Here is a 23,506-nt window from a genome sequence, read left to right on the forward strand (position 1 = left end):
GGTGTGGTAAGTTAGCTCCCCTACCCGCCAGAATCGCCCTTCCCGCCTTAACAACTCCACTCATGCGCCGCAGTTCCTTCATTGCGATCGGCTTGCTCGCGGCGACCGTCGGGCGCGCCCGGGCGGCGGAACCGATCACGTTCGAGCAGCACGTGCGGCCGATCCTCAAAGCGTACTGCCTCGACTGCCACGGCGGCGGTGAAAAGCCCGCCGGCGGGCTCGACCTGCGGCTGAAACGGTTCGCCGTCGCCGGGGGCAAAAACGGTTCGGCGGTTGTGGCGAAGGAGCCGGGCAAAAGCGCGCTCGTCGAGCGCATGAAATCCGGCGAGATGCCGCCCGGCGAAAAGAAGGTGCCCGCGGACCAACTGGCCGTGATCGAAAAGTGGATCGCGGCCGGCGCGCCGACGCTCCGCGACGAACCCGCGACACTGCCGCCCGGACTCGGCATCACCGCCGACGAGCGGGCGTACTGGTTCTACCAACCGTTGCGCCGGCCCGCCGTGCCCGAGGTCCGGAACTCGAAACGACCGATCCGCAACCCGATCGATGCGTTTGTCCTCACCAAGCTCCGCGAAAAGAACCTCGACTTCAACCCCGAGGCCGACCGGCGGACGCTCATCCTCCGGGCCTCGTTCGATCTCACCGGGCTGCCGCCCACGACGGCGGAGATCGCGCAGTTCGTTCAGGACGACGCCCCCGACGCCTACGAGAAGCTGATCGACCGGCTGCTCGCGTCCCCGCGGTACGGCGAGCGCTGGGGGCGGCACTGGCTGGACGTGGCCGGGTACGCCGACTCGGAAGGCGACGGCAACGCCGACACCGTCCGGCCGCACGCATGGCGGTACCGGGATTACGTCATCCGCGCGCTCAACGCCGACAAGCCGCTGAACCAATTCGTGACCGAGCAACTCGCCGGGGACGAACTGGTCCCGCGCCCGTGGACCAACTTGAAACCCGAACAGGTGGAGTTGCTCGCCGCGACCGGGTACCTGCGCACCGCCCCGGACGGCACACCCACCGGCGCGGCCGACGCCGAACAGGTCGTGACGGATGTCGTGAAGGTGGTTTCGTCCGGGTTGCTCGGCACGTCGGTCGGTTGCGCGCAGTGCCACGACCACCGGTACGACCCCGTGCCGCAGCGCGACTACTTCCAGCTCCGCGCCGTGTTCGAGCCGGCCCTCGACCCCGGGAAGTGGCGCAAGCCCGCGGAACGGCTCGTGTCGCTCTACACCGACGCCGACCGCACCAGGGCCGCGGCGATCGCGGCCGAAACGGGCAAAATGCAAGCCGCGTTTAGTGCCAAACAATCAAGCGCGGTACGAGCCGCGTTCGAGCTGGAACTGGCGAAGTTTCCCGAAGGCGACCGCGCGAAGTTGAAGGCCGCGTTCGACGCACCCGCCGAGACGCGCACCGCGGAACAAAAAAAGCTGGTCGCGTCGAACCCGAAGCTCAACATCACGCCGGGGGTGCTGTACCAGTACAACCCGAAAGCCGCTGATGAACTGAAGGCCGAGCAGGCGAAGATCGCCGCGAAGCGGGCCGAGCGCCCGGCCGAGGGGTTCGTGTCGGTCGTCACCGAAGTGCCCGGGCGCGTGCCGGAAACGAAGCTGCATTACCGCGGCGACGCGCGCCAGCCCAAAGGCCCCGCCCTCGCGCCCGCGGACCTCACGATCGCGGCCCCCGACGCCCGGCGGTTCGAGATCGCGCTCAAGCCCGCCGGCGAAACCAGCGGGCGCCGGCTCGCGTGGGCGCGGCACATCACCGACGGAACGCACCCGCTGTTCGGGCGTGTCATGGCGAACCGCATCTGGCTGAACCACTTCGGCCGCGGCATCGTGGACACCCCCGGCGAGTTCGGCCGGCTCGGCCAGCTCCCGACGCACCCCGAACTGCTCGACTGGCTCGCGACCGAATTGCCGAACGGCGGGAAGGAAAAGGGCTGGAGCCTGAAGCGGTTCCACAAGCTCATCATGACCTCGACCACCTACCGGCAGTCGTCCCGGCGCGAGCCCGCGAAGGACGAGGCCGACCGCAGCAACACCCTTTACGGTCGGTTCCCGGTGCGCCGGCTCGAGGCGGAAGCGGTGCGGGACCGCATCCTGCTCGCCGCGGGCCGGCTGGACCTGACGCCGTTCGGGCCGCCGGTGGCGGTGGTCGAGGACGGTGCCGGGCAGGTCGGGGCGCCGGACGACCAGCCGCGCCGCAGCGTGTACCTCCAGGTGCGCCGGACGAAGCCGGTCGCGTTCCTGTCCGCGTTCGACGCCCCGGCCCTCGAACCCAACTGCGACCGCCGCAACACGACGACCACCGCCCCCCAGGCGCTCATGCTGGTCAACAGCGACTTCGTTCGCAAGCAGGCGGCACACCTCGCGGCTCGGGTGAAGGCCGAGGCGCAGCCGGGTGCAGGGGCGGACGCACTTGCCACGGCCGCGTGGCGGGCCGTGTACCTTCGCGCCCCCGACGCCGATGAGGCGAAACTCGCCGCGGCGTTCCTCGACGCGCAACCCGCACCGAAGGCCGGCGCGAAGGGGGCGGACCTCGCCGCGCTCACCAACCTGTGCCAGATGCTCCTGACCTCGAACGAGTTCCTGTATGTGGACTGAACCGCTCGCCACGCGCCGCTCGTTCCTCGCCCGCACCGCCGGCGGGGTCGGGTTCTTCGCGCTCGCCCACCTGCTCCAGCGCGAGGGGCTGCTCGCCGCCGAGGGGCCGTCCAAGCCGGGCGAGAACCTCCCCGCGAGCCTCGCGCCGCGGAAGCCGCACTTCGCGCCCAAAGCGAAGGCGATGATCTCCCTGTTCATGCACGGCGGGCCGAGCCACGTCGACCTGTTCGACCCGAAGCCGGAGCTGACGAAGCACTCCGGCCAGGAGTACAAGGGCGACGTGCATTACAGCTTCGTGAACCGCGCGAGCAAGAAGCTGTTCGGCAGCCCGTGGACGTTCGCCAAGCGCGGGCGGTGCGGCACGGAGGTGTCGGAACTGCTCCCGCACACCGCCGGTATCGTGGACGACATTTGCGTCGTCCGCTCGATGCACACCGGGTTCAACGGGCACGAGGTGTCGATCCGCTACTTCCACGGCGGCATCGCGGGCGTCACCGGGCGCCCCACGATGGGGAGCTGGATCACCTACGGGCTGGGCAGCGAGGCCCAGAACCTGCCCGCGTACATGGTGCTCTCCGACCCGGGCGGCCCGCCGGTGGACGCCGCCCACAACTGGAACTGCGGGTTCCTGCCGCCGCTCTACCAGGGGACGGTGCTGCGCCCGAAGGAGCCGCGGATCCTGAACCTGGACCCGCCACCCGACGCCGCCGGCGACACCCAAAAGCGGAACCTGGCGCTGCTCGCCGAATTGAACTCCCGGCACCTCGCCGCCCGCCCCGGTGAGGCCGACCTGGAAGCCCGGATCGCGAGCTACGAGCTGGCCGCCGCGATGCAGACCGCGGCGAAGGAGGCGCTCGACGTGTCGCGCGAGCCGGAGCGCGTGCGGGTCATGTACGGGCTCGACCGGCCCGAGACCCGCGATTACGGGACCCGGTGCCTGATCGCCCGGCGGCTGGTGGAGCGCGGGGTGCGGTTCGTGCAGATCTTCCTCGGCAACCAGCCGTGGGACAACCACAACTCCATCCGCGAGGGCCTGCCCGCGATCTGTCGGCGCACGGACCAGCCGGCCGCGGCGCTGGTGAAGGACCTCAAGCAGCGCGGGCTGCTCGACTCGACGCTGGTCCACTGGGGCGGGGAGATCGGGCGCCTGCCCGTGTGCGAAGGGGAACTCGACGCGAAGGCCGGGCGGGACCACAACGGCCAGGGGTTCACGAACTGGCTCGCGGGCGGCGGGATCAAGCCCGGGATCACCTACGGCGAAACGGACGAGGTGGGTCACAAGGCCGCGGTGAACGTGGTCACGCCCAACGACTTCCAGGCCACCGTACTGCACCTGCTCGGCCTGGACCACAACAAGCTCGTCTACCACCACGGCGGGCGCGCCCAGCGGCTGACCGACGGCCGCCCGGCCCGTGTGGTGAGCGAGATCCTTGCGTGAGCAGAGCGGAAGGGGTTGGGCTCCGGACAGCCCCTCTGCTGGTTGTCGAGCATTTCAGGGACCGGGGCGACCATTCGCCCTACCGGCTGGCGTCGGCGAGAAAGCGCTGAAGGAGGCGGCCCGTGTCCGCGTTGAACGGCGAATCGAACTCGGCGAGCGCGCCTTCTCCCCCGGACCGCGCCGAGGGAAGCTCCTTCGCCCGCGCCGCGAAGTACGCGCGCACGCGCCCGGCCGTCGCGTCATCGACGGCCCGCACGCGCAGTTGCACCTGTGGTTGCTCACCGAGGCGCACCGAAAGCGCCCCGCCCCGCCCGTCCTTTACCGCGGTCAACCACTTCTTCACTTCGGGGGCGCTGCCGAACAGCTTCAGCGCGGGTTTCTGCGTCCAGTCGCGGTCGTCGTCGGCCGCGACCCACACCGCGGCGTCCGCCGGTACGGCCCGGATCATCCCGCGAAGTCCCGAGCGATCGTCACCACGGAACTGCGCCGCCGCCGCCGGGCGGGGCTCGGCGGCCTCGATCGCGGTGAAGTCTTTCTCGTCGAGTCCGAACGCCCACACCGTCGGGGAGACGCGCGCGAGGAGCAAGCCGAACCGGCCCACCGCGGCTTCATACCGGTCCCGCTTCCCGGCCACCGGTCGCGCCTTCAGCTTACTCAGAAATGTGTCCTCGTCGGCGGGTGGTTGCTTCAGCACCAGCACCAACGTAAGTCGGAGGGCGTCGTCGCCCTCGCCCAGTTCGAGCCCACCGGCGAGGTGATCGATCTGCGCGAGCGGAACGCCCAGTTGCTCGACCGCCCCGCCGAGTCCGTCCGGCAGCCCGGACCGTTTCAGCACGTCGCCGGGCTGTTGTTTGGTACGTTCCGCGTAAGCGAGCAGCGGTTCCGGGCGAATCGCGAACACGATGTTGGCGTTCCCGCGCAGGTAGCGGAGGGCGGTCAGCTCCGTTGCCGTTGCCGTTGCCGTTTCCGGTTCTGGGCGAGCCACACCCGGTGGGTCGTCCATGTTGCGCATCCCGCGCCCGATATCGTAGACCACCCAGGCGGCTCCGACGAGGGCTAAGAGCAACGCCGCGGCCCCCGCGATCAGGAGCTGTCGCGGCCACCGCGGGCGAATGTCTACCACCTTCGCGGGCGCGCTGGTGTCGGCCTGCGCGGCTTCGTCCGGCACCTCCGTGTAGGTCCGAATCGGGAACACGTCCCCGCACCGCGGGCACGTCGCGCGACGGTGCTCCGGCAGGGCGGGGAGCGCGAAACCGTGGTTACAGGACGGGCACGACAGCCGGATGCTCATTACGCGGCCTGCTCGAGGGGACGGACCGGGCGACCTTCCATCATACGAACGGCTTGAACAGTTCGGTGGTGAAGTACCGCTCCATCCGGTCCGGGAACACGGTCACCACTTGGGCGTGCGGGTCGTTGAGCTGGCGCAGGGCTTCGAGCGCGGCGCAGTAGTTCAGCCCGGAACTCGGGCCGACCGGGAACCCCAGCCGGATCAGCTCGCGCGTCGTGGCGATGGCGTCCTCGTCGCGCACCTCAACGGTCAGCAGGCCCGGAACGCGCTCGGGGCGGAAGATTTCCGAGATCGAGTCCGCGACACCCGGGATGCGTGCCGAGAAGCTACAGCACTCGACCTCCGGTGCGCTCACGAGGTTGACCGGGCGGGCCAGCACGGGCACCACCCGGCACCCGTTCTCGCGGAGCCCCTCGAACAGCCCCACCAGCGTCCCCCCGGTGCCGACCCCGCTGACCACCGCATCGACCCGCCCGCCGGGGATCTGGTCCAGCACCTCGCGCGCGGTCCCGAGCCGGTGGGCTTCGGCGTTGTCGAGGTTCGCGAACTGCTTCGGCAGGAACACGCCGGGTTCGGCGCCGAGCCGCTCCACCTCCGCGATCGCGCCGCGAATCCCCAGCGCCGCCGGGGTGAACGTCACGTCGCCGCCGTAGGCCCGGATGATGAACACCCGCTCGTTGCTCACGCCCTCCGGCATCACCGCCAGGAACTTCAGCCCCATCTGCGCGCACGCGAGCGCCAGGGCGATGCTGGTGCTCCCGCTCGACGCCTCGACCACCCGGCCCCCGCACGCCACCAGCCCGCGGCGCCACGCCTTCTCCAGGATGAACCGCGCGATGCGGTCCTTGGTGCTGCCGCTCGGGTTCAGGAACTCCAGCTTGCACCACACCGCGGGCCGCCCGGCGTCCAACTGCACCGGCACGAGCGGCGTCGGGGCGATGCGGTTCAAATAGCGGTGACAGCCGGGCAGTTCGGTGGCCATGAACGTTGTTCTCCGGAACCGGGCTGGTGTTGTATGTGTGAAGGTTGCTGCAATCCGAACAATCCGAATTGACACGAATCCGCCGGCAATTATGATGCGAATGAACGTTCGCTCGCGATGAGAGACCGCCGTGTCCGCACTGGCCGACGACCGCCGCAAGCAGATCCTAGCCGCGGCCGAACGGTGCTTCGCGCGCCACGGGTTTCATCAAACGTCCATGCAGGAAGTGTGTCGGGAGGCCGGGCTGAGCCCCGGGTCCGTGTACCGCTACTTCCGCAGCAAGGACGACATCATCGTCGCGATGGCCGGCGAGAACCGGCAGGACACCCACGCGCGGTTCGCGACCGCCGCGGCCAACCCGGACGTGATCGCGGGGCTGCTCCAGTTGGCGGAAGACGTGCTGGCGCAAATCAACGACCCGGCGTGCGGGCCGCTCCACTTCGAGTGTACCGCGGAAGCCATGCGCAACCCGCGTGTGGCCGAGGTGGTCCGACGCGACGATCAGGAGATCGTCGCCGGCATGGTCGAGCTACTGCGCCGCGGGCAAGAGGCCGGTCACGTCGACCCCGCCCTCGACCCGCGCCGGGCCGCCGAAACACTGATCGCGCTCGCCGACGGGCTGACGTGGCGCAAGTTCCTCGACCCGCGGATCGACCTCGCGGCGTTCCGCGACACCGCGCGGCTGATGATCGAGCGGTTCCTGCGCCCACGGGCGTAACACCCGACTTCTGCGGGCGGCCCGCCGAACGACCTGATACCTCTCCGACACCTGTGCCCCACCCAGGGAGGCTTTGACGTGCTCCACCGGACCCTCGTTGCGCTTTCGCTCGCCCTCGGCGCGAGTCCGCTTACGGCCGGGGACCAGCCCGCGCCTATCGGAGCGAAGGTCGCCGATTTCACCCTGACGGAACCGCTCTCGGGCAAGCCGTGGGCGCTGAACGAGCAGGCCCGCGACGCGAAGGCCACCGTCATCGCGTTCACCGCCCTCGATTGCCCGGTGTGTAAAGCGTACTGGGGCCGGCTCGCCGACCTTCGCAAGCGCTACACCGACGACGGCGTGGTGTTCGTCGCGGTCAACAGCCAGCTCACCGACTCGGCGGGCGATGTGGCCCGGGCCGCAAAAGATCTGAAGCTGCCGTTCCCGCTTCTGAAGGACGACGGCACGAAGCTGGCGGACAAACTGGCGGTTTCGCGCGTCCTGACGGTCGTGGTGCTCGACGCGACCCGTACCGTCCGGTACGCAGGGCGGATCGACGACCAGTTCGCCCCCGGCGTCCACCGCGACAAGGCCACCACCCGCGAACTGGCCTCTGCTCTGGACGCGGTTCTGGAGGGCCGGGAGGTGAAGAAGCCGTTCACCGCCGCGGCGGGGTGCAGGCTGACCCGCGAGAAGAAGCCCGCGACGGCCGCCGCGGTCAGTTACCACAAGCACGTCGCTGCAATCTTCCAGTCGAAATGCCAGGAGTGCCACCGCGCCGGCGAGGTCGGCCCGTTCGCTCTGACTTCGTACAAGCAGGCGAAGGGCTGGGCGGACATGATTCGCGAGGTGGTCGCGGACGGCGTCATGCCGCCGTGGCACGCGGACGCCCCAACGGGCCACTTCAAGAACGACCGCCGACTGTCGGCGGAAGAAAAGAAAACGCTACTGGCGTGGATCGACGCCGGGTGCCCCGAGGGCGATCCGAAGGACGCGCCGGCGCCGGCGCAGTTCATCGACGGGTGGCGGCTCCCACAAAAGCCGGACCTGGTGCTGAAGATGAACCAGCCGTTCGACGTGCCCGCGACCTCGCTGCTCGGAATGGGCATCCCGTACCAGCACATCACGGTCGGCGCGCCGCTGAAGGAAGACATGTGGGTGCAGGCGGCGGAGGTGCGGCCTGACTACCGGGCCGTCGTCCACCACGTCATCGTGTACATGGTCCCACCGAAGGGAAGGCTGGACCACAACAACTTCGCGCGCTACATGGTCGGGACGTACGTGCCGGGCGACCAGCCGCTCGTTTACCCCGAGGGAATGGCGAAGAAGGTGCCGAAGGGGTCGCAACTGATGTTCGAGGTGCATTACACGCCCAACGGCACGGCCGGAAAGGACCAATCGGTACTGGGGATCGTGCTGGCGAAGAAGCCGCCGGCGCGAGAGGCCAAGGGCGACGCGGCGCTGAACGTGCGGTTCGCCATTCCGCCGGGCGCCGAGAACCACCAGGTGACCGCGAGCCACACGTTCGAGAAGCCGACCACGCTGCTGTCGCTCAGCCCGCACATGCACCTCCGCGGGAAGGCGTTCAAGTACGAACTGGTGACCAAGGACGGCACCCGCGAGACGCTGCTGAACGTGCCGAAGTACGACTTCAACTGGCAGTTGTCGTACGCGCTGACGAAGCCGCGCGAACTCCCCGCCGGGAGCAAGATCGAGTGCACCGCGTGGTACGACAACTCGGCCAAGAACCCGTTCAACCCGAATCCGGGCAAGAAGGTGACCTGGGGCGATCAGACCTGGGATGAAATGATGATCGGGTTCTTCGAGTACTACGACACGCCGTAACCGGAACCGGGAAACGACGCGCGCCGGTGTGAACGCGTCCCGCCTCTTCCGCCTCTATACTGAACGGAGGAGGGCCGTATGGCGCGTGTCGTGTTGGCGATGAGCGGCGGGGTCGACAGTTCGGCGTCGGCGGTCCTGCTGAAGAAGCAGGGTCACGAGGTGATCGGACTGTTCATGCGCACCGGCACGCACGGCCACGACCAGCCCGACGAGCGCCGCGACAGCAAGAAGGGCTGCTGCTCGGCCATCGACGCGGGCGACGCGCGCCGCGTGGCCGACAAGCTCGACATCCCGTTCTACGCGCTCGACTTCGAGAGCGAGTTCAACCGTATCATCGACTACTTCGCGGACGAGTACGTGCGGGGCCGCACGCCGAACCCGTGCGTGGTGTGCAACAACTGGCTGAAGTTCGGCCAGTTGTGGACGTTCGGCCAGAAGTTGGGCGCCGACTTCATCGCCACCGGGCACTACGCCCAGGTGCGGAACGGCGAACTGCACAAGGGCGTCGACGCGGACAAGGACCAGAGCTACGTGCTACACGGGATCAAGCGCGAGGTGCTCCCGCACCTGCTGTTCCCGGTGGGCGGGTACACGAAGCCGCAGATCCGCCAGTTCGCGCGCGAGGCGAGCTTGGTGGGCGTCGCGGAGAAGCCGGACAGCGTCGAAATCTGTTTCGTGCCCAGCGGCAACCACACCGATGTCGTTCGCACCCGCCGGCCCGGAGCCGCCACCGCGGGCGTGATCGCCGAGCGTGACGGCACCGTACTCGGTGAGCACGACGGCATCGACCGCTACACCATCGGTCAGCGGAAGGGGCTCAACATCGGTGGCGGCAAAAAGCGCTTCGTGCTGGAACTGCTCCCCGAGACCAACACGGTCGTCGTGGGCGACGAAAGCGATCTGCTCTCATCGGGCCTCGTGGCGAGCGGGATGAACTGGCTCATCGACCCGCCCACGGAACCGCTGACGTGTGTGGCGAAGATCCGCTACCGGCACGCGGGCGTGCCCGCGACCGTAACCGCGTTGCCCAACGGCGGCGCAGAAGTGGCCTTCGACGCCCCGCAAGCCGCGGTCACGCCGGGGCAGGCGCTGGCGCTGTACAACGGCACCCGCGTTCTCGGCGGAGGCTGGATCGAGTCGGCCACGAAGCCGGCGCAATAGCCCGCGCGCCGGGCGCTCGCCCCTTCGGTTCCACCAGAAGACTAAAACGCGCAGCTTCGAGAGCGGGGGAATAATCTCCCCGCTCCGGCATCTCTATTTGCGAGGGGCAGCAGCGGGCGCGAGCGGCCCCTCAACGACCGGTCACTTCCGTTTCGCGCCCGTTTCCGATTCCATCACACCGAACATAGAGGGTACGTTCCATGTTACGGACGTGCGTGAGCTGCTGCGCGATGATGATCGCGGGCCTGACGGTCGGGTGCGGCCAGTCGAAGGACACAACAAAAGACACGAAGCTCACTTCGACAAAGAAAGATGAACTCGTGATCGCGTACAAGGGCGATCTCGGCAAGCTCGAAAAGCAGGTCGATGGGCTGAAAACGAAAGCGGAGAAGGCGGCCGGCGACGAAAAGGTCAAGCTGGACGCGCAGCTCAAGGACGCGGGCGCGAAGCGCGACGCCGCGAAGAAGAAGCTCGACGAACTGGAGAAGGCCGCGGCGGACAAGTGGGAGGCCGTGAGCAAAGAGGCCGCAACGGCGTTCGATGACCTGAAGAAGGCGGTCAAGGAATAACGTCACGAGCGCGGGCCGGCGCCCACGGCCCGCGCGACACTTGCACCCAACAAGCCACCGCCCCCGGATGGCTTTTGTGATAAGTGCGGCGCACGGCGGACGTGAGCCGCGTCTACTCTTCATCTTCATACCGTTGGTTGCGCGTTGCCGCCCGATGCCCCGGTCGTTGAATAGCGGTGGCTACACATCCCGCTTCCCGCAGGAACTTGCCATGCGCCCCGTTCGCGCCGGGCTGCTGTTCGCGCTGATCGTCGCACTCGGCCCCGCCGCCCGTGCCGACGACCCGAAGGTGCTCACCAGGATCGCGTTCGGCTCCTGTGTCGATCAGGACAAGCCGGTGCCCATCTTCGGCGCCATCGCCGCCGCGAAGCCGGACCTGTTGCTACTCCTGGGCGACAACATGTACGCCGACCTCGACCGGAAGGTGAAGGTGACGCCCGAGGTCATTCGCGAAAAGTACGCGCAGATGGCGAAGGTGCCGGGGTTCGTGAAGCTGAAGGCAACGTGCCCGATGCTCGGCACCTGGGACGATCACGACTACGGCAAGAACGACGCGGGCGCCGAGTGGGAGCACAAGGACGCGGCGCAGAAGGAGTTTCACGACTTCTTCGAAACCCCGGCGGATTCGCCGCGGCGCGCCCAGAAGGGCGTGTACCACGCGGAGATTTACGGCCCGCCCGGCAAGCGCGTTCAGGTCATCATGCTGGACACGCGGTACTTCCGCAGCCCGCTCAAGAAGGGGCCGTTCGACGCGAAACTGCGAACCGCACCGTACCTCCCGAACACCGACGCCGACGCCACCCTGCTCGGCACAGAACAATGGAAATGGCTCGAAACGCAGCTCAAAAAGCCGGCCGAGTTGCGGTTGCTCGTGTCCAGCATCCAGGTGATTTCGGACGAGCACCCGTTCGAGAAGTGGGCGACGTTTCCGAAGGAGCGCGAGAAGCTCTACGCGCTGCTCAAAAGTGCCGGCGCGAGCGGGGTGATGATCCTGAGCGGCGACCGCCACCTTGCGGACATCTCGGTGGACCCGATTGCGATCGGCTACCCACTGTACGACGTGACCAGTAGCGGGTTCAACCAGTCGTCGAAGAACTGGCGCGCCCCCGAACTGAACTCGAAACGCGTCGGCGGGATGCCGCACGGCGACAATTTTGGGTTCATTACCATCGACTGGACAGACAATCCGCGTGTGAGCGTCCAGATCTGCGACGAAGACGGGGACACCACATGCGGGTTCAAGGTGCGGCTCGCCACGCTCAAGGGAACTGGCACCGCGGCGACCACAGCCCCCGTCGGACCGAAGCCGCCGGAAGGGGTACTCACGCCCGCGGAGGCGGCGAAGAAGGCCGGCGAAACGGTGAAGGTCCAGTTCGTGGTGCAGTCGATCGGCGGGAAGGCGAACCTGTACCTGAACTCAGATAAGGACTTCCGGGCGAAGGACAACTTCGCGGTGGTTGTGCCGGTCAAGGTTCAGAAGGGCGCGCTCGCGAAGGGCGACATCGAGAAGCTGGTCGGGGCGACGATCCGTGTGACCGGCAAGGTCGAGACCAACAAGCAGGGCAGCGCGACGCTCGAAGTCGCCGACGAAAAGGCGTTTGAGGTCGTGAAGGAGTAAGGCAGAAGAGTGTTCACCGCAGAGGGCGCGAGAGGGCGCAGAGAAGAAGCCAAGAGAGTGAAAGCGACTCAGCTCTTGGCTTCTTCTCTGCGCCCTCTCGCGCCCTCTGCGGTGAACACGAACACTCTTGGCCTTGGGCCTATTCACCGGGTTGCAAGATCCCGATGAACGGCAGGTGTCGGTACTCGTCGTTGTAATCCAGCCCGTACCCGATCACGAACTTGTCGGGGATCGGGAACCCGACGAAATCGGGCTCGAACGGTACTTCCTGGCGGCCGAGCTTGCGGAGCAGCACCCCCACCTTCACCGACGCCGCGCCGCGGTCGATCAGGTGCGCCACGACGCGGGCGAGCGTCTTGCCGGTGTCGAGGATGTCGTCGAGCAGCAGGATGTGGCGCCCGGCGATGTCGGGCAGTAAATCGTCACGAATCTCCAGCAGGCCGGAGACGGTGGTCGTTCCCCGGTAACTGGACGCGGTGATGAACGCGACCCGCAGCGGCAGGTCGATCCGGCGGATGAGGTCCGCGGTGAAGATGAGGCACCCGGTCAGGATGCCCACGACCGTAACCGGCTTGCCGTCGTAGGCGCGCATGATCTCGGCGGCCATCTCGTCCACGCGCGCGCGGACCTGGTCGGCGGTGATGAGAACTTCCATTCGGACGGCTCCAGCGGGTGACGCTAGTTTGGGGCGGCGCCGTCCGGGTTTCAAGTTGGCCGCTCGTGGGCCGGTCATTTCTTCTTGGCCGCGACCTTCTTCGCCGCAGGTTTTTTCGCGGCCGCCTTGGCCGCGCGCGTACCCGCTACTTTTGGCTGTGTCTTCTTCGCAGCAGGTTTCTTCGCGGCGGTGCTCTTGGCGGTTGCCTTCGCCGCGCCCTTGGCGACGGGTTGTACGGCGCGAGCCGTTTTTGCGACCGCTTTCGCCGCCTTCTTCACGGTGGCCGCGACCTTCTTCGCGACCGTTTTGGGCTTCGGCTCGGCCTCGCCCGCGCTCTTGCCGGCGAGCGCGCCGACGATGCCGCCGAGGACCGCACCGGCCGCCGCGGTGACCGGGCCCAGCAGCGCGCCGGCCGCCGCACCGGTCGCGGCCCCGCCTGCCGCACCACCGACCGTGCGCACCGCCTCGTCCCCGGTGCGGCTTTTGTTGGACTTCGCCATTAGCCTGTACCCTTCGCAAGTGATTTGAGAATCGGAACGGTGTTCGCGAAGCATCCGGCATGCCGGAGCGCCAGGGGCGTTTGCTACACTGACGGTACGTGCGGCACGCGCGGCGGCACAACCCCACCGAACCGAGGCCCGGCATGGCCAAGCGACTCGACCACGTCATCGTCATCGACATCGAATCGACGTGCTGGGATGGTGGGTTCCCACCGAAAGGGGAAACCAACGACATCATCGAGATCGGCCTGACGCCGCTGGAACTGAGCACCGGGCGGCGCCTGGAGAAGCGGAGCATACTGGTGCGGCCCGAGCGGTCGAAGGTGAGCCCGTTCTGCACGCAGCTCACCACGCTCACGCAAGAGCAGGTGAGCACGGGCATCCGGTTCAAGGACGCGTGCAAGATCCTGGAAGACGAGTACCTGTCGCAGGAGCGGCTGTGGGCGAGCTACGGCGATTACGACCGCCGGCAGTTCGACAAGCAGTGCCGCGACGAGGGCGTGCGGTACCCGTTCGGCCCGTCACACCTCAACGCAAAAACGCTCTTCGCCGTCGGCCGCGGGCTCCCCAACGAGGTCGGCTTGCCGCAAGCGATGGCGCTGCTCGGGCTCAAACTGGAGGGCACGCACCACCGGGGCCACGACGACGCCTGGAACATCGCCGCGGTGCTGTGGGAAGTACTGAAGAAAATGCGAACCGGTTGAACGGTTCGGAACGGCATCACTCAAACCTTGGGCACCGATCGCAAGTCGGTCACGCTGGGTGAACGGGGCGACGGCCAGGCGTGGAGTGTGGTATGAACTCAAGCGGCCTAACACGCCGGGGCGCGAAACGGCTTCCCGTGCGGGCGACGTGCGCGACGTTAGCGATTGGCGCGATGATCTTCCAGCACGACAGCCCGGTCCTTTTGTCGCCGCGTCTCTCGTACTGACCTCTTACCGTTTCATCGCGGCAATCATCCGGACCGCACGCCCGCAACAACGGAATGGGGCTCAGGGAGCCGTGAAGCTCCCGCACCGTTCCAGGGGGTGAGACGTTCCGCACCTTTACCCCGCAGTCACGACGGTAAACGGCTTGCACGAGAAAGACACAACCCGGCTGGTCCTATGGGCTACCGTGCCGCCCGCTTTTGCTCTGGCACATCAAGCCGCGTAGCCATCGACGGGCCGTCGCGACGAGAACCACGTCGAGCCGGCGGCGAGCACGCACCGGCGTCGCTCACAACGGCACGGGTCACGGGATGTTCCGCGACCCGTGCCGGTTCGGTATAGACCCGACTCGCCCGCCGTGCCGGCTCAGAACTCGGCGAACCCGTTGCCGCCTTCGTGCGGGTGCCCGCGGCTGGTCACCTTGGCCGCCGCCGGGCGGGGCTTGTAAGCGGCTTTCTTGACGGGTCCGGCCGCCGACCGGGGTGTGCCCCGGCCGTCGCCGCTGAGCTTGAACCGCGCGATCAGGTTGCGGAGCTGATCGGCTTGGTCGGTGAGGGCCTGCGAGGTGGCGCTCATCTCCTCGGTCTGCGAGGCGTTGCGCTGGGTGACGGTGTCCATCTGTGAGACCGCCCGGTTCACCTGCTCGATACCCGTTGATTGTTCGCGGCTGGCGGACGCGATCTCAGTAATGATGTCGGCCACCCGCTTGACGCTGGTGACGATTTCGCCGAGTGTGGTACCGGACTTGTTCACCAGCTCGGTGCCGGCGTCCACCTTCTTGACGGAGTCCTGGATCAACCCCTTGATCTCCTTGGCGGCGGTGGCACTTCGTTGGGCCAAGTTTCGGACCTCGGTGGCGACCACCGCGAACCCGCGGCCCTGCTCGCCGGCGCGGGCCGCCTCCACGGCCGCGTTGAGGGCCAGCAGGTTGGTCTGGAACGCGATCTCGTCGATGGTCGTGATAATGTCCGCGATCTTCTTCGACGACTCGTTAATCTCGGCCATCGCTCCGACCGCGCTACCGACTACCTGCCCGCCCTTCTCGGCCACCTCTTTGGACCCGTCCACGAGTTGCCGCGCCTGCTGAGCGTTGTCCGCGTTCTGCCGCACGGTGGCGGTGATCTCCTCCAGGCTGCCGGCAGTCTCCTCGAGGCTGCCGGCCTGCTCCTGGGCGCCGGCCGAGATCTCCTCGCTCGCGCGGGACAGTTGCGCGGACGCGTCGGCCAGTTGCTCGGACACCTCCCGCACCCCGTCCAGAGCTTCTCGCACCGATACCACGGCCTTATTCAGAGCCGCGGCCACTCGCCCCACGTCGTCGGTGCCCAGATCGGGGATCGCCACCGTGAAGTCGCCGGCCGCCAGCGCATCGACCCCGGTCATCACGGACGCAACCTTCTCGCGCAGTTCGGCCGCAGCGGCGGCGTCCCGCTGGGCCTGCGCGCGGGCGACCTCGGCTTCCCGCGCGATCCGCTCCCGCTCGGCCGCAGCTTCTTGCTCGGCTCGTCGCCGGTCCTGTTCGGTACGGACCCGCTCAGCCTCCTTGGCGGCAACCAGCGCGTCGATGGCCGCGTTCAGTGCGGTGGCCATTCGCCCGACCTCATCCTGCGTGTCCACATCGGCTCGCCTGGAGAGGTCCCCCCGTGCCACCCCCTCGAGCACGTCCACGGTTTGCCCGAGCGGCCGGGTGACGGAGGCCGAGAGGGCCATCCCGAGGCCGACCGCCACGATTACCGCCCCGGCGATGGTCGTCCGGAGCGTCGATCGGACCGCCCCGTACGTGCTGTTGGCCTCCGCTTCTTCGTGTTTGGCGGTGCGCTCCTGGTGCGCCATGAGCTCCTGGAGCTGCTGGTTCAACCGGGCCGCCGTTTTTAGCTCGCGTGCGATCGCCGCTCGCGCCTGATCGGTTTCCCCCTTGTCGGCGTGTGTAACAATGTCCTCCTGGTCGCGCTTCCAGTCGGCCAGCGCGGACTGGATGTCTTTCCACATCGCCGCTTCCTTCTCGTCCAGCGGGAGGGTGCTGTAACTTTTCGCACCCTCCTCGATCGACTTGAGCCCCGCGTCGAGGTTGCTGCGGACCGAGCGGTAGGTGCTCTCGTCGCGCTTCGGGTCAAAGATAACGAGCCCGCGCTCGGCGCGCTGCGATTGGAGCGCACCGGCTCGGACCTTGTCGAGAGCGATCGCGCTCGGAACGATGTTGGTCGCCGCGTTCACCTGAAAGCCGCGGATCTCGCCGAGTGCGCTCAGGGACACATATCCCAGGTACGCACACCCGCTGGCGATCAACAGGAAGCCGGCGATCAGGCGGGGGCCGATGCGGACGCGGGTGAGCAGGGTCAAAAAAGGCTGAGGCATAAGCGGCTATTTCCCGTTGAGGACGCTGGCTTTGAGGTCAGTGATTCGGGGCGGCGACGCACGTTACGCACCTGGAACTCGTGCCATGTTCGGCACCGATACGTGCCGCTGCGCCGTGCTGCCGCAGCGGCACGTATCGGTGCCGAAACCGGGCTCAGTCGGCCTGCAATTGCACGCGCGAAAATATAGCCAATCGTAAAAAAACACGATCGGCTGCGCAGCGAATAATCCGGCGTTAAAAATATTTGCGTCTATTCGCATTATCGATTGCGGGCGGCGGCATTTGCCGACCGGCACCGCTTAAGACGATTTGATTATTGCAATTGCGCCGACCCGGCCGAGCATCCAGCTCTTCAGATCTTGACATCGCCTCCAACATGATGGACAATGAAATCCATCATGTTGGAAAACTCGCTCAGTGTGAATGCTCGCATTGCAACCCGTGTACGAGAGATGCGCGCCGCTGCGGGGTTGTCGCTTGACGCGCTCGCAAGCACGTGTGGCGTGAGCCGCTCGATGATTTCGCTCATTGAGCGCGGCGAGAGCAGCCCTACGGCCGTGGTTCTGGAGAAGCTCGCCACCGGTCTTGGGGTCATGCTCGCCGACCTCTTTAGCCCACCGGCGGCCACTCCGAACCCGGTCGCGCGACGGGCGGAACAACCGTCGTGGACCGATCCGGGCTCCGGATACACCCGACGCAACGTGTCCTCGTCAGGCACATCCAACCCGATTCAGATCGTCGAGGTTCATTTCCCGCCTGGGGCCACCGTCGCGTTCGAGACCGGCCCCCGCGAGGCCCGCGTGTACCAACAGATTTGGTTGCTCGAAGGGGCGATGGAAGTCGCTCTCGGAGCGGGCCGGCACCAACTCAGCGCCGGCGACTGCCTCGCGATGCAACTCGACCGACCGACGGTGTTTCACAACCCCACGCGGGAGCCGGCGCGTTACGCGGTGGTGATCGCGTCCATTCCCCTTTCGTTGCGATGAGTACACACACCTGGACCGTTCGGCGACTCGGTGCGCTTCAAGACGCTCACGTCGAAGCCCTAGCGGACGTGCTGATCGACTGCGTCGAGGGCGGCGCGTCGGTCAGCTTCATGCTCCCGCTGTCGCGCGAGCGGGCGACGGACTTTTGGCGCCGGGTGGCGGACGGCGTGAAACGGGGCGAGCGTGCGGTGCTTGTTGCGGAGGACGCGGAAGGCGTGTGCGGTACCGTACAGGTGATTTTCGACCTACCTGAGAACCAACCGCACCGAGCGGATCTGGCGAAGATGCTGGTCCACCGGCGGGCGCGGCGCCGGGGCGTGGGAGCCGCGCTCATGCGCGCGGCGGAGGATGTGGCCCGCGAACACGGGCGCACGCTGCTGGTTCTAGATGCCGTTACAGGCGGTGACGGGGCGCGGCTGTACGAGCGGCTCGGCTGGGTCCGCGCCGGGGAGATCCCGAACTACGCGCTGATGCCGCACGGCGGGTTTTGTAGCACGACGTACTTCTATCGCGCGCTGGACGGCCGCGCGGGCTGATTCACGCGCGGCCCGCGTACCGATCGCCGTAGGCGGCCTTCAGATTTGTTTCGGTGAAAGCGACGGCCGTCGGACCGCTCGCCACCTTCCGCACGTTCAGCACGGTGACCCAGTCGAAGTACTCGGGCACCGTGGCGAGGTCGTGGTGAACGACCAGCACCGTGCGCCCGCGGTCGCGCAACTCGCGCAGCACGTCCACGATGGCCTTCTCGGTTACCGCGTCCACCCCCTGAAACGGCTCGTCCATCAGGTACACCGGGGCGTCCTGAACGAGCGCACGGGCCAGAAACACCCGCTGCTGCTGGCCGCCCGAAAGCTGACTGATCTGCCGGTCCGCGAAGTCGGCCATGCCGACACGCCCGAGCGCGCCGCGGGTCGCGGCGTGCTCGGCGGCGCCCGGCCGGCGGAACCACCCGAGGCGCCCATACGTGCCCATCAGCGCCACGTCCAAGACCGTCGTTGGGAAGTCCCAATCCACGGTGCCGCGCTGCGGCACGTACGCTACGGTCTGTGCGCGCGGGGAGTACGGAACGCCGTTCACCAGCACCCGCCCCGACACCGGCTTCACCAGCCCGAGCATCGACTTGATGAGTGTCGTCTTCCCGGCGCCGTTCGGGCCGACCACGGCCATCAGCACGCCGCGCGGAACCGCAAGGTCGATGTCCCACAGGACCGGCTTCTCGCGGTACGCAACGGTCAGGTCGTGAACCTCGATCGCGTTCAGCGCGTGCGCGGCGCCGAGTGCCGGTCGGTGAGAAGCGGGTGCGGCCGGCGAACGTTCGCTCACCGCACCCGGACCGCTAAGAGCAGCCGACTCGATCATCACGTCCTCGATTCGTCACCGGCCCGTTACCGCCCCAGAGCCCGCACGATGACCGCCACGTTGTGCCGCACCATGCCCGTGTACGTTTCCCCGCGCGTGCCGGGTTCGCCGAGGGCGTCCGAGTACAGCGCCTCTTCGCCACCCACCAGCGACACCGTGTGGTTGTGGTCGCGCCGGCACGCGTCGAGAACCGTTTTCAGCCCCGCGTCCGGAACCGACGTTTCCGTGAACACCGCGGGGATTTTGTTCCGGCCCAAGAAATCGACCAGTTCCTTGACGTCCTTCGTCCCGGACTCGCTGGCCGTACTGACCCCTTGCAACCCGCGTACCTCGAACCCGTAGGCGCGCCCGAAGTACCCGAACGCGTCGTGCGACGTGACCAGCACGCGCTTGTCTTTCGGCACGACCGCGAGCGCCTGCCGCACCTCTGTATCGAGCGATTCGAGCTCGCGCCGGTGGCCCGCCGCGTTGCGCTCGTAGTCGCCGGCGCCGGCGGGATCGAGTGCCACAAGCGCGTCACGAACCACGTCAACAGTCTTGGCCCAGAGCGCCACATCGAACCAGACGTGCGGGTCGTGCTCGCCGCCGTCGACCTCGGCGTGCCGGAGTTGGGCCTTATCGATCGCTGCGGTGACCGCGTGCGCGCGGACACGCCCGCGGCTCTTCTCGAAGGTGTCGGTCATTTTGCCTTCGAGGTGCAGGCCGTTGAAAAACACGACGTGTGCGGCGTCGATCTTCTTGCGGTCGCCCGCCGTTGGCTGGTACCGGTGCGGATCGACGCCGGGACCCATGAGGGCGTCCACCGACACGCGGTCGCCACCGACCTTCTTTACAAGGTCCGCGATCATGGTGGTTGTAACGACCACCCGCACCGGGGGCTTCTCGAAGGCGGGCGGTCCACCCGAACACCCCGGCAACCCGAGAACCGTGAAGCCGCCCGCAACAGCAATCAGGGCGATTTGCACAACACGCACCACGACCTCCCCGGCATCTAGCTTGAGCTAAACCCTCTGTTAGGGTAGGCGAACGGCCAAAGTAAGTCGAGAGGAATTGTACCCCGCCGCCCCGAAGTGTGGACGAAGACCGCAACACCACTTCGCTTTCAGTCGAGCAACGGATAAACTGACACTACGACCCCTTGGCAACTCGAAGGCAAAGCGGCTGCAATGCTGAACGTGATGGTGATCGGGAAGGGCGGGCGCGAGCACGCGCTCGCATGGCGGCTGAAACAGTCGCCGCGCGCGGGAACGGTTTTCTGCGCCCCGGGCAACGCCGGAACCGCGCGGGACGGTCTCACGAACGTGTCGATCGACTACACCGAAACGGACAAGCTTCAGCGGTTCTGCCTCCGGGAGAAGGTGGGGCTGGTGGTGATCGGCCCCGAGGACCCGCTCGCGGCCGGGCTCGCCGACTTTCTGCGCGGCAAGGGGCTGAAGGTGTTCGGGCCGTCGAAGGAGGCGGCCCGGATCGAATCGAGCAAGGTGTTCGCGAAGGAGCTGATGCGCCACGCGGACGTGCCCACCGCTGAGTTCCGGGTGTTCGACCACCCGCAGCCGGCGCGCGATTACATTGAAACCCGCGACTACCCGGTGGTGGTGAAAGCCGACGGGTTGGCCGCGGGCAAGGGCGTGGTGGTGTGCAAGACCGGCGCGGAAGCGACCCAGGCCGTGAAGCGCATCATGACCGACGCCGAGTTCGGCCAGAAGGCCGGCCGGAACGTGGTCGTGGAGAAGCGGCTCGACGGCGAGGAGGTGTCCGTGCTCGCGCTCGTGAGCGGGCGCACGTTCCTGCCGCTGCCCGCGTGCCAGGACCACAAGGCGGTGGGCGACGGGGACACCGGGCCGAACACCGGCGGCATGGGCACGTACTGCCCGGCGCCGGTCGCGACGCCCGAGCTGATGAAGGAGTGGGAGAAGACGGTCTTCTTCCCGACCATCCACTGGATGAAGCGGAACCGGTACCCGTTCCAGGGCGTGCTGTTCGGCGGGTTCATCCTGACCAACCAGGGCACCCGCGTCCTGGAGTTCAACTGCCGGTTCGGCGACCCCGAGACGCAGGTGCTGATGATGCGCCTGAAGACGGACCTGCTCGACCTGCTCGAGGCCGTCGCGGACGAGCGGCTTCACGAGTTCGAAGACAAGATCGTGTGGGACCCGCGGCCGGCGGTGTGCGTGGTGCTGTGCGCGGGCGGCTACCCGGGCAAATACGAGAACGGGAAGGTCATCACCGGCGTCCCGGAGGCGGACCAGCTCCCGGGCGTGAAGGTGTTCCACGCGGGCACGAAGATCGACGACCGCAACCGCACCGTCACCGACGGCGGGCGGGTGCTCGGGGTGACCGCGCTCGGCGACACGCTCGCGGACGCCAAGGCCCGGGCGTACGAGGCGGTCAAACTGATCCAGTTCCCGGGGATGCACTACCGGACCGACATCGCGGACAAGGCGCTGAAAGTGAAGCCCCCCGCGCCGCCGCAAGAGGCGCCGAAGCTGCCGGCGCGGTTCCGGAAGCCGGGCGGCGACAAGCCCGCCAACTGAAACCGGCCCGCCGCGGCCGTGTCACTCCGCGGCCGAAGGCGCGGCCGGTGTCCCCCCAACGGTTAGAGGGCGATCGTGCGCCCGGTGCGTGCGCTCTCGTACACCGCGCAGATGAGATCGACCGCCTTCTTGCCCTCGCGCCCGTCGACCTTCGGTACGCGGTTCTGCTGCACGGCCTCGACGAAATCCGCGAGCTGGCGCCGGTGCCCCTCGTGGCTGATCGCCTTCGGGTCGGCGGACCCGCCGCTCGCCCCGACCCGGGCCGCGAACCGCCCCTTCACCATCCAGTCGTCCGGCGTTTCGGGCGTGAAGTCCCACTTCAGAACGTCGTCCTGCTCGATCACCGCCGAGCCCTTGTCGCCGTGGACCGCGACGGTCTTGGGGTACCCCGGGTGGACGCTGGTGGTCGCCTGGATCACCCCCAGCGCCCCGCTCTTGAACCGGACTACCGCGACGGCCGTGTCCTCCACCTCGATCCGCTCGTGCGCGAGCGTGGCCGTGAGCCCGCTCACGTGCGTGGCGTCGCCCATCAGCCAGAGCAGCAGGTCCACGTTGTGGATGGCCTGGTTCATCATCGCCCCGCCGCCGTCGAGCGCCTGGGTGCCTTTCCACCCGCCTTCGTCGTAGTAGGCCTGCGAGCGCCACCACTTGCAGGTCGTTTCGCCGAGGGTGAGGCGCCCGAACTTGCCGGCCTCCACCGCCGCCTTCAGGGCGCCGTTCGCGTCGCCGAACCGTGACGGGAAGATGGTACACAGTTTCACCCCCGCGCGGTCGCAGGCGTCGATGATCTCCTGGCACCGCGAGCCGGTAATTTCGAGCGGCTTCTCGACAACGACGTGCTTGCCCGCCGCCGCCGCAACGAGAGCGGGCTCGCGGTGCGCGCCGCTCGGGGTGGTGATGATGACCGCGTCCACGCCGGGGGCGTTCACGGCTTCTTCGACCGAGTTGAAAACGGGGCACGGCTCCAGTTTGGTGTCCGCGATCAGCTTGTCCGCACTCGACTGGCTGCGGCTCACCAGCGCCGCGACGCGCGCCGCCGGGATCTCTTGCAGCGCGCGAACGTGGAACCGCGCGATCATCCCGCAACCGACGATCGCGAACCCGAGGGGCTGAGGCATGGCGTCTCCCGTGTGTGAGGTGCGGGAGATTTTAGCGGCCCCGGTCACTCGCCGGTCAGTCCAGTTCCTTACGCGAGCTTTCGCCGGGGCTCGCCGGGATGATTGTGCTCAGTTGCTCTCCGGTTCATGGGGCGATTTGTTGGCAGCGAGCCGTCGGCCGACCGGAATGGAAGAAAGCCGTTGGGGCTGACAAAGAGCGATTCCGCACACCGAGCCGGCACCGATTCCGCGCAGCAAGTAATCGATCGGACTTGGAAGCAGCAGGCCGGCCCCACTCCACGTTCACTTCAAAAGCCGTGCGGCCTTCACGAGGTACTGCGCCCCGCTCCCCATCGTGGCGACGAGCGTCAGCCACAGTAACGCGACCTGCACCGGCGTCAGCACGCCCAACGCCCCCGTCGCGCCATCGACGGTGCGGAGCCACGCGATCAGCAGCACCCCGGCTAGTACCGCGCACTGGAGGGCCATCTTCAGTTTGCCGAACCAGTCGGCGCCGAACTTTTTGCCGGTCGCCTCGACCATCCCGCGAAGGCCGGTCACCAGCAGCTCGCGGCACACCACGACGGTCACCATCCACGGGTCGATGCCGGCGCCCGGGACGGGAATCAGGTAGATGAAAGTGCCGCACACGAGGATCTTGTCGGTGAGCGGATCGAGGCTGCGACCGACTCGCGTGAGCGGGCCGTACCGGCGCGCCCACCAGCCGTCGGCCCAGTCGGTCGCCGTGGCGGCCAGAAACACCAGCAGCCCCGGGAGCCACAACTCGTGGACGATGCACGCGAACAGCACCGCCGCGAGCGGCACCCGGGACAACGATAACACGTTGGGGACGTTCAGGAGCGGTTCGGGCGCGGCCGGCGCGGACATG

At 67.6% G+C, this 23,506-nt stretch carries 20 protein-coding genes; 11 read left to right on the plus strand and 9 right to left on the minus strand.

The window, feature by feature from the left end; genetic code table 11:
• The first annotated feature begins 62 nt into the window (after positions 1–62).
• Together R5W23_RS06650 and R5W23_RS06655 are read left to right on the plus strand one after the other, a co-directional pair.
• Positions 63–2,603 (plus strand): PSD1 and planctomycete cytochrome C domain-containing protein, encoded by a 2,541-nt coding sequence (locus R5W23_RS06650; RefSeq protein WP_320685661.1) that lies wholly within the window; start codon positions 63–65, stop codon positions 2,601–2,603.
• Entirely contained in the window at positions 2,593–4,041 is a 1,449-nt protein-coding gene (locus R5W23_RS06655; protein ID WP_320685662.1) for a DUF1501 domain-containing protein, read from the plus strand. Before R5W23_RS06650 ends, R5W23_RS06655 begins: the two co-directional genes overlap by 11 nt.
• 79 nt (positions 4,042–4,120) lie before the next feature.
• Here the strand turns inward: R5W23_RS06655 and R5W23_RS06660 are convergent, their stop codons facing one another.
• Positions 4,121–5,332, minus strand: a complete 1,212-nt coding sequence (locus R5W23_RS06660) for a zinc ribbon domain-containing protein (protein WP_320685663.1) — start codon at positions 5,330–5,332, stop codon at positions 4,121–4,123.
• Positions 5,333–5,372: 40 nt separating this feature from the next.
• Positions 5,373–6,314, minus strand: a complete 942-nt coding sequence (locus R5W23_RS06665; RefSeq protein WP_320685664.1) for a PLP-dependent cysteine synthase family protein — start codon at positions 6,312–6,314, stop codon at positions 5,373–5,375.
• A 130-nt stretch (positions 6,315–6,444) separates the two neighbouring features.
• Here R5W23_RS06665 and R5W23_RS06670 point away from each other — a divergent pair, with 130 nt between their 5' ends.
• The 5 genes from R5W23_RS06670 (at position 6,445) to R5W23_RS06690 (ending at position 12,204) form a co-directional block, all read left to right on the plus strand.
• Entirely contained in the window at positions 6,445–7,032 is a 588-nt protein-coding gene (locus tag R5W23_RS06670) for a TetR/AcrR family transcriptional regulator (RefSeq protein ID WP_261185541.1), read from the plus strand.
• A gap of 78 nt (positions 7,033–7,110) precedes the next feature.
• A complete protein-coding gene (locus R5W23_RS06675) occupies positions 7,111–8,856 on the plus strand; it encodes a redoxin domain-containing protein (RefSeq protein ID WP_320685665.1) in 1,746 nt (581 codons plus the stop codon).
• A gap of 78 nt (positions 8,857–8,934) precedes the next feature.
• The gene (gene mnmA, locus R5W23_RS06680) at positions 8,935–10,017 is read left to right on the plus strand and encodes a tRNA 2-thiouridine(34) synthase MnmA (protein WP_320685666.1); all 1,083 of its coding nucleotides are present in this window, start codon (positions 8,935–8,937) and stop codon (positions 10,015–10,017) included.
• A gap of 200 nt (positions 10,018–10,217) precedes the next feature.
• Positions 10,218–10,586, plus strand: a complete 369-nt coding sequence (locus R5W23_RS06685; RefSeq protein WP_320685667.1) for a sll1863 family stress response protein — start codon at positions 10,218–10,220, stop codon at positions 10,584–10,586.
• A 211-nt stretch (positions 10,587–10,797) separates the two neighbouring features.
• A complete protein-coding gene (locus R5W23_RS06690) occupies positions 10,798–12,204 on the plus strand; it encodes an alkaline phosphatase D family protein (protein ID WP_320685669.1) in 1,407 nt (468 codons plus the stop codon).
• Positions 12,205–12,343: 139 nt separating this feature from the next.
• On the opposite strand, the gene hpt is transcribed toward R5W23_RS06690, so the two are convergent.
• Positions 12,344–12,859: a hypoxanthine phosphoribosyltransferase gene (gene hpt / locus R5W23_RS06695; protein ID WP_320685670.1), complete on the minus strand. Its 516-nt coding sequence runs from the start codon at positions 12,857–12,859 to the stop codon at positions 12,344–12,346.
• 74 nt (positions 12,860–12,933) lie between these two features.
• Positions 12,934–13,359, minus strand: a complete 426-nt coding sequence (locus R5W23_RS06700; protein WP_320685671.1) for a hypothetical protein — start codon at positions 13,357–13,359, stop codon at positions 12,934–12,936.
• Between the two features lie 143 nt (positions 13,360–13,502).
• Between R5W23_RS06700 and R5W23_RS06705 the strand changes: the two genes are divergently transcribed.
• Positions 13,503–14,063 (plus strand): 3'-5' exonuclease, encoded by a 561-nt coding sequence (locus R5W23_RS06705; protein WP_320685672.1) that lies wholly within the window; start codon positions 13,503–13,505, stop codon positions 14,061–14,063.
• Between the two features lie 591 nt (positions 14,064–14,654).
• Here the strand turns inward: R5W23_RS06705 and R5W23_RS06710 are convergent.
• A complete protein-coding gene (locus R5W23_RS06710; protein ID WP_320685673.1) occupies positions 14,655–16,640 on the minus strand; it encodes a methyl-accepting chemotaxis protein in 1,986 nt (661 codons plus the stop codon).
• Between the two features lie 399 nt (positions 16,641–17,039).
• Here R5W23_RS06710 and R5W23_RS06715 point away from each other — a divergent pair, with 399 nt between their 5' ends.
• Both R5W23_RS06715 and R5W23_RS06720 read left to right on the plus strand, forming a co-directional pair.
• Positions 17,040–17,627 carry a helix-turn-helix domain-containing protein gene (locus tag R5W23_RS06715; protein WP_320685674.1) on the plus strand — a complete coding sequence of 196 codons (588 nt, stop codon included), beginning with the start codon at positions 17,040–17,042 and terminating at the stop codon, positions 17,625–17,627.
• Positions 17,624–18,163: a GNAT family N-acetyltransferase gene (locus R5W23_RS06720; RefSeq protein ID WP_320685675.1), complete on the plus strand. Its 540-nt coding sequence runs from the start codon at positions 17,624–17,626 to the stop codon at positions 18,161–18,163. Before R5W23_RS06715 ends, R5W23_RS06720 begins: the two co-directional genes overlap by 4 nt.
• 1 nt (position 18,164) lies before the next feature.
• Here the strand turns inward: R5W23_RS06720 and R5W23_RS06725 are convergent, their stop codons facing one another.
• Together R5W23_RS06725 and R5W23_RS06730 are read right to left on the minus strand one after the other, a co-directional pair.
• On the minus strand, positions 18,165–18,986 hold the full coding sequence (locus R5W23_RS06725; RefSeq protein ID WP_407936107.1) for a metal ABC transporter ATP-binding protein: 822 nt from the start codon (positions 18,984–18,986) through the stop codon (positions 18,165–18,167).
• Between the two features lie 26 nt (positions 18,987–19,012).
• Complete coding sequence (locus R5W23_RS06730) at positions 19,013–19,960, minus strand: metal ABC transporter solute-binding protein, Zn/Mn family (RefSeq protein WP_320685677.1); 948 nt, start codon at positions 19,958–19,960, stop codon at positions 19,013–19,015.
• Between the two features lie 192 nt (positions 19,961–20,152).
• On the opposite strand from R5W23_RS06730, the gene purD reads away from it, so the two are divergent.
• On the plus strand, positions 20,153–21,520 hold the full coding sequence (gene purD, locus R5W23_RS06735; protein ID WP_261185553.1) for a phosphoribosylamine--glycine ligase: 1,368 nt from the start codon (positions 20,153–20,155) through the stop codon (positions 21,518–21,520).
• A 62-nt stretch (positions 21,521–21,582) separates the two neighbouring features.
• On the opposite strand, the gene R5W23_RS06740 is transcribed toward purD, so the two are convergent.
• Together R5W23_RS06740 and R5W23_RS06745 are read right to left on the minus strand one after the other, a co-directional pair.
• Entirely contained in the window at positions 21,583–22,638 is a 1,056-nt protein-coding gene (locus R5W23_RS06740; protein WP_261185554.1) for a Gfo/Idh/MocA family protein, read from the minus strand.
• A 282-nt stretch (positions 22,639–22,920) separates the two neighbouring features.
• A complete protein-coding gene (locus R5W23_RS06745) occupies positions 22,921–23,505 on the minus strand; it encodes a CDP-alcohol phosphatidyltransferase family protein (RefSeq protein ID WP_261185555.1) in 585 nt (194 codons plus the stop codon).
• Between the last annotated feature and the right edge of the window lies 1 nt (position 23,506).

This window comes from Gemmata algarum, assembly GCF_034097035.1.
Lineage (GTDB): Bacteria > Planctomycetota > Planctomycetia > Gemmatales > Gemmataceae > Gemmata > Gemmata algarum.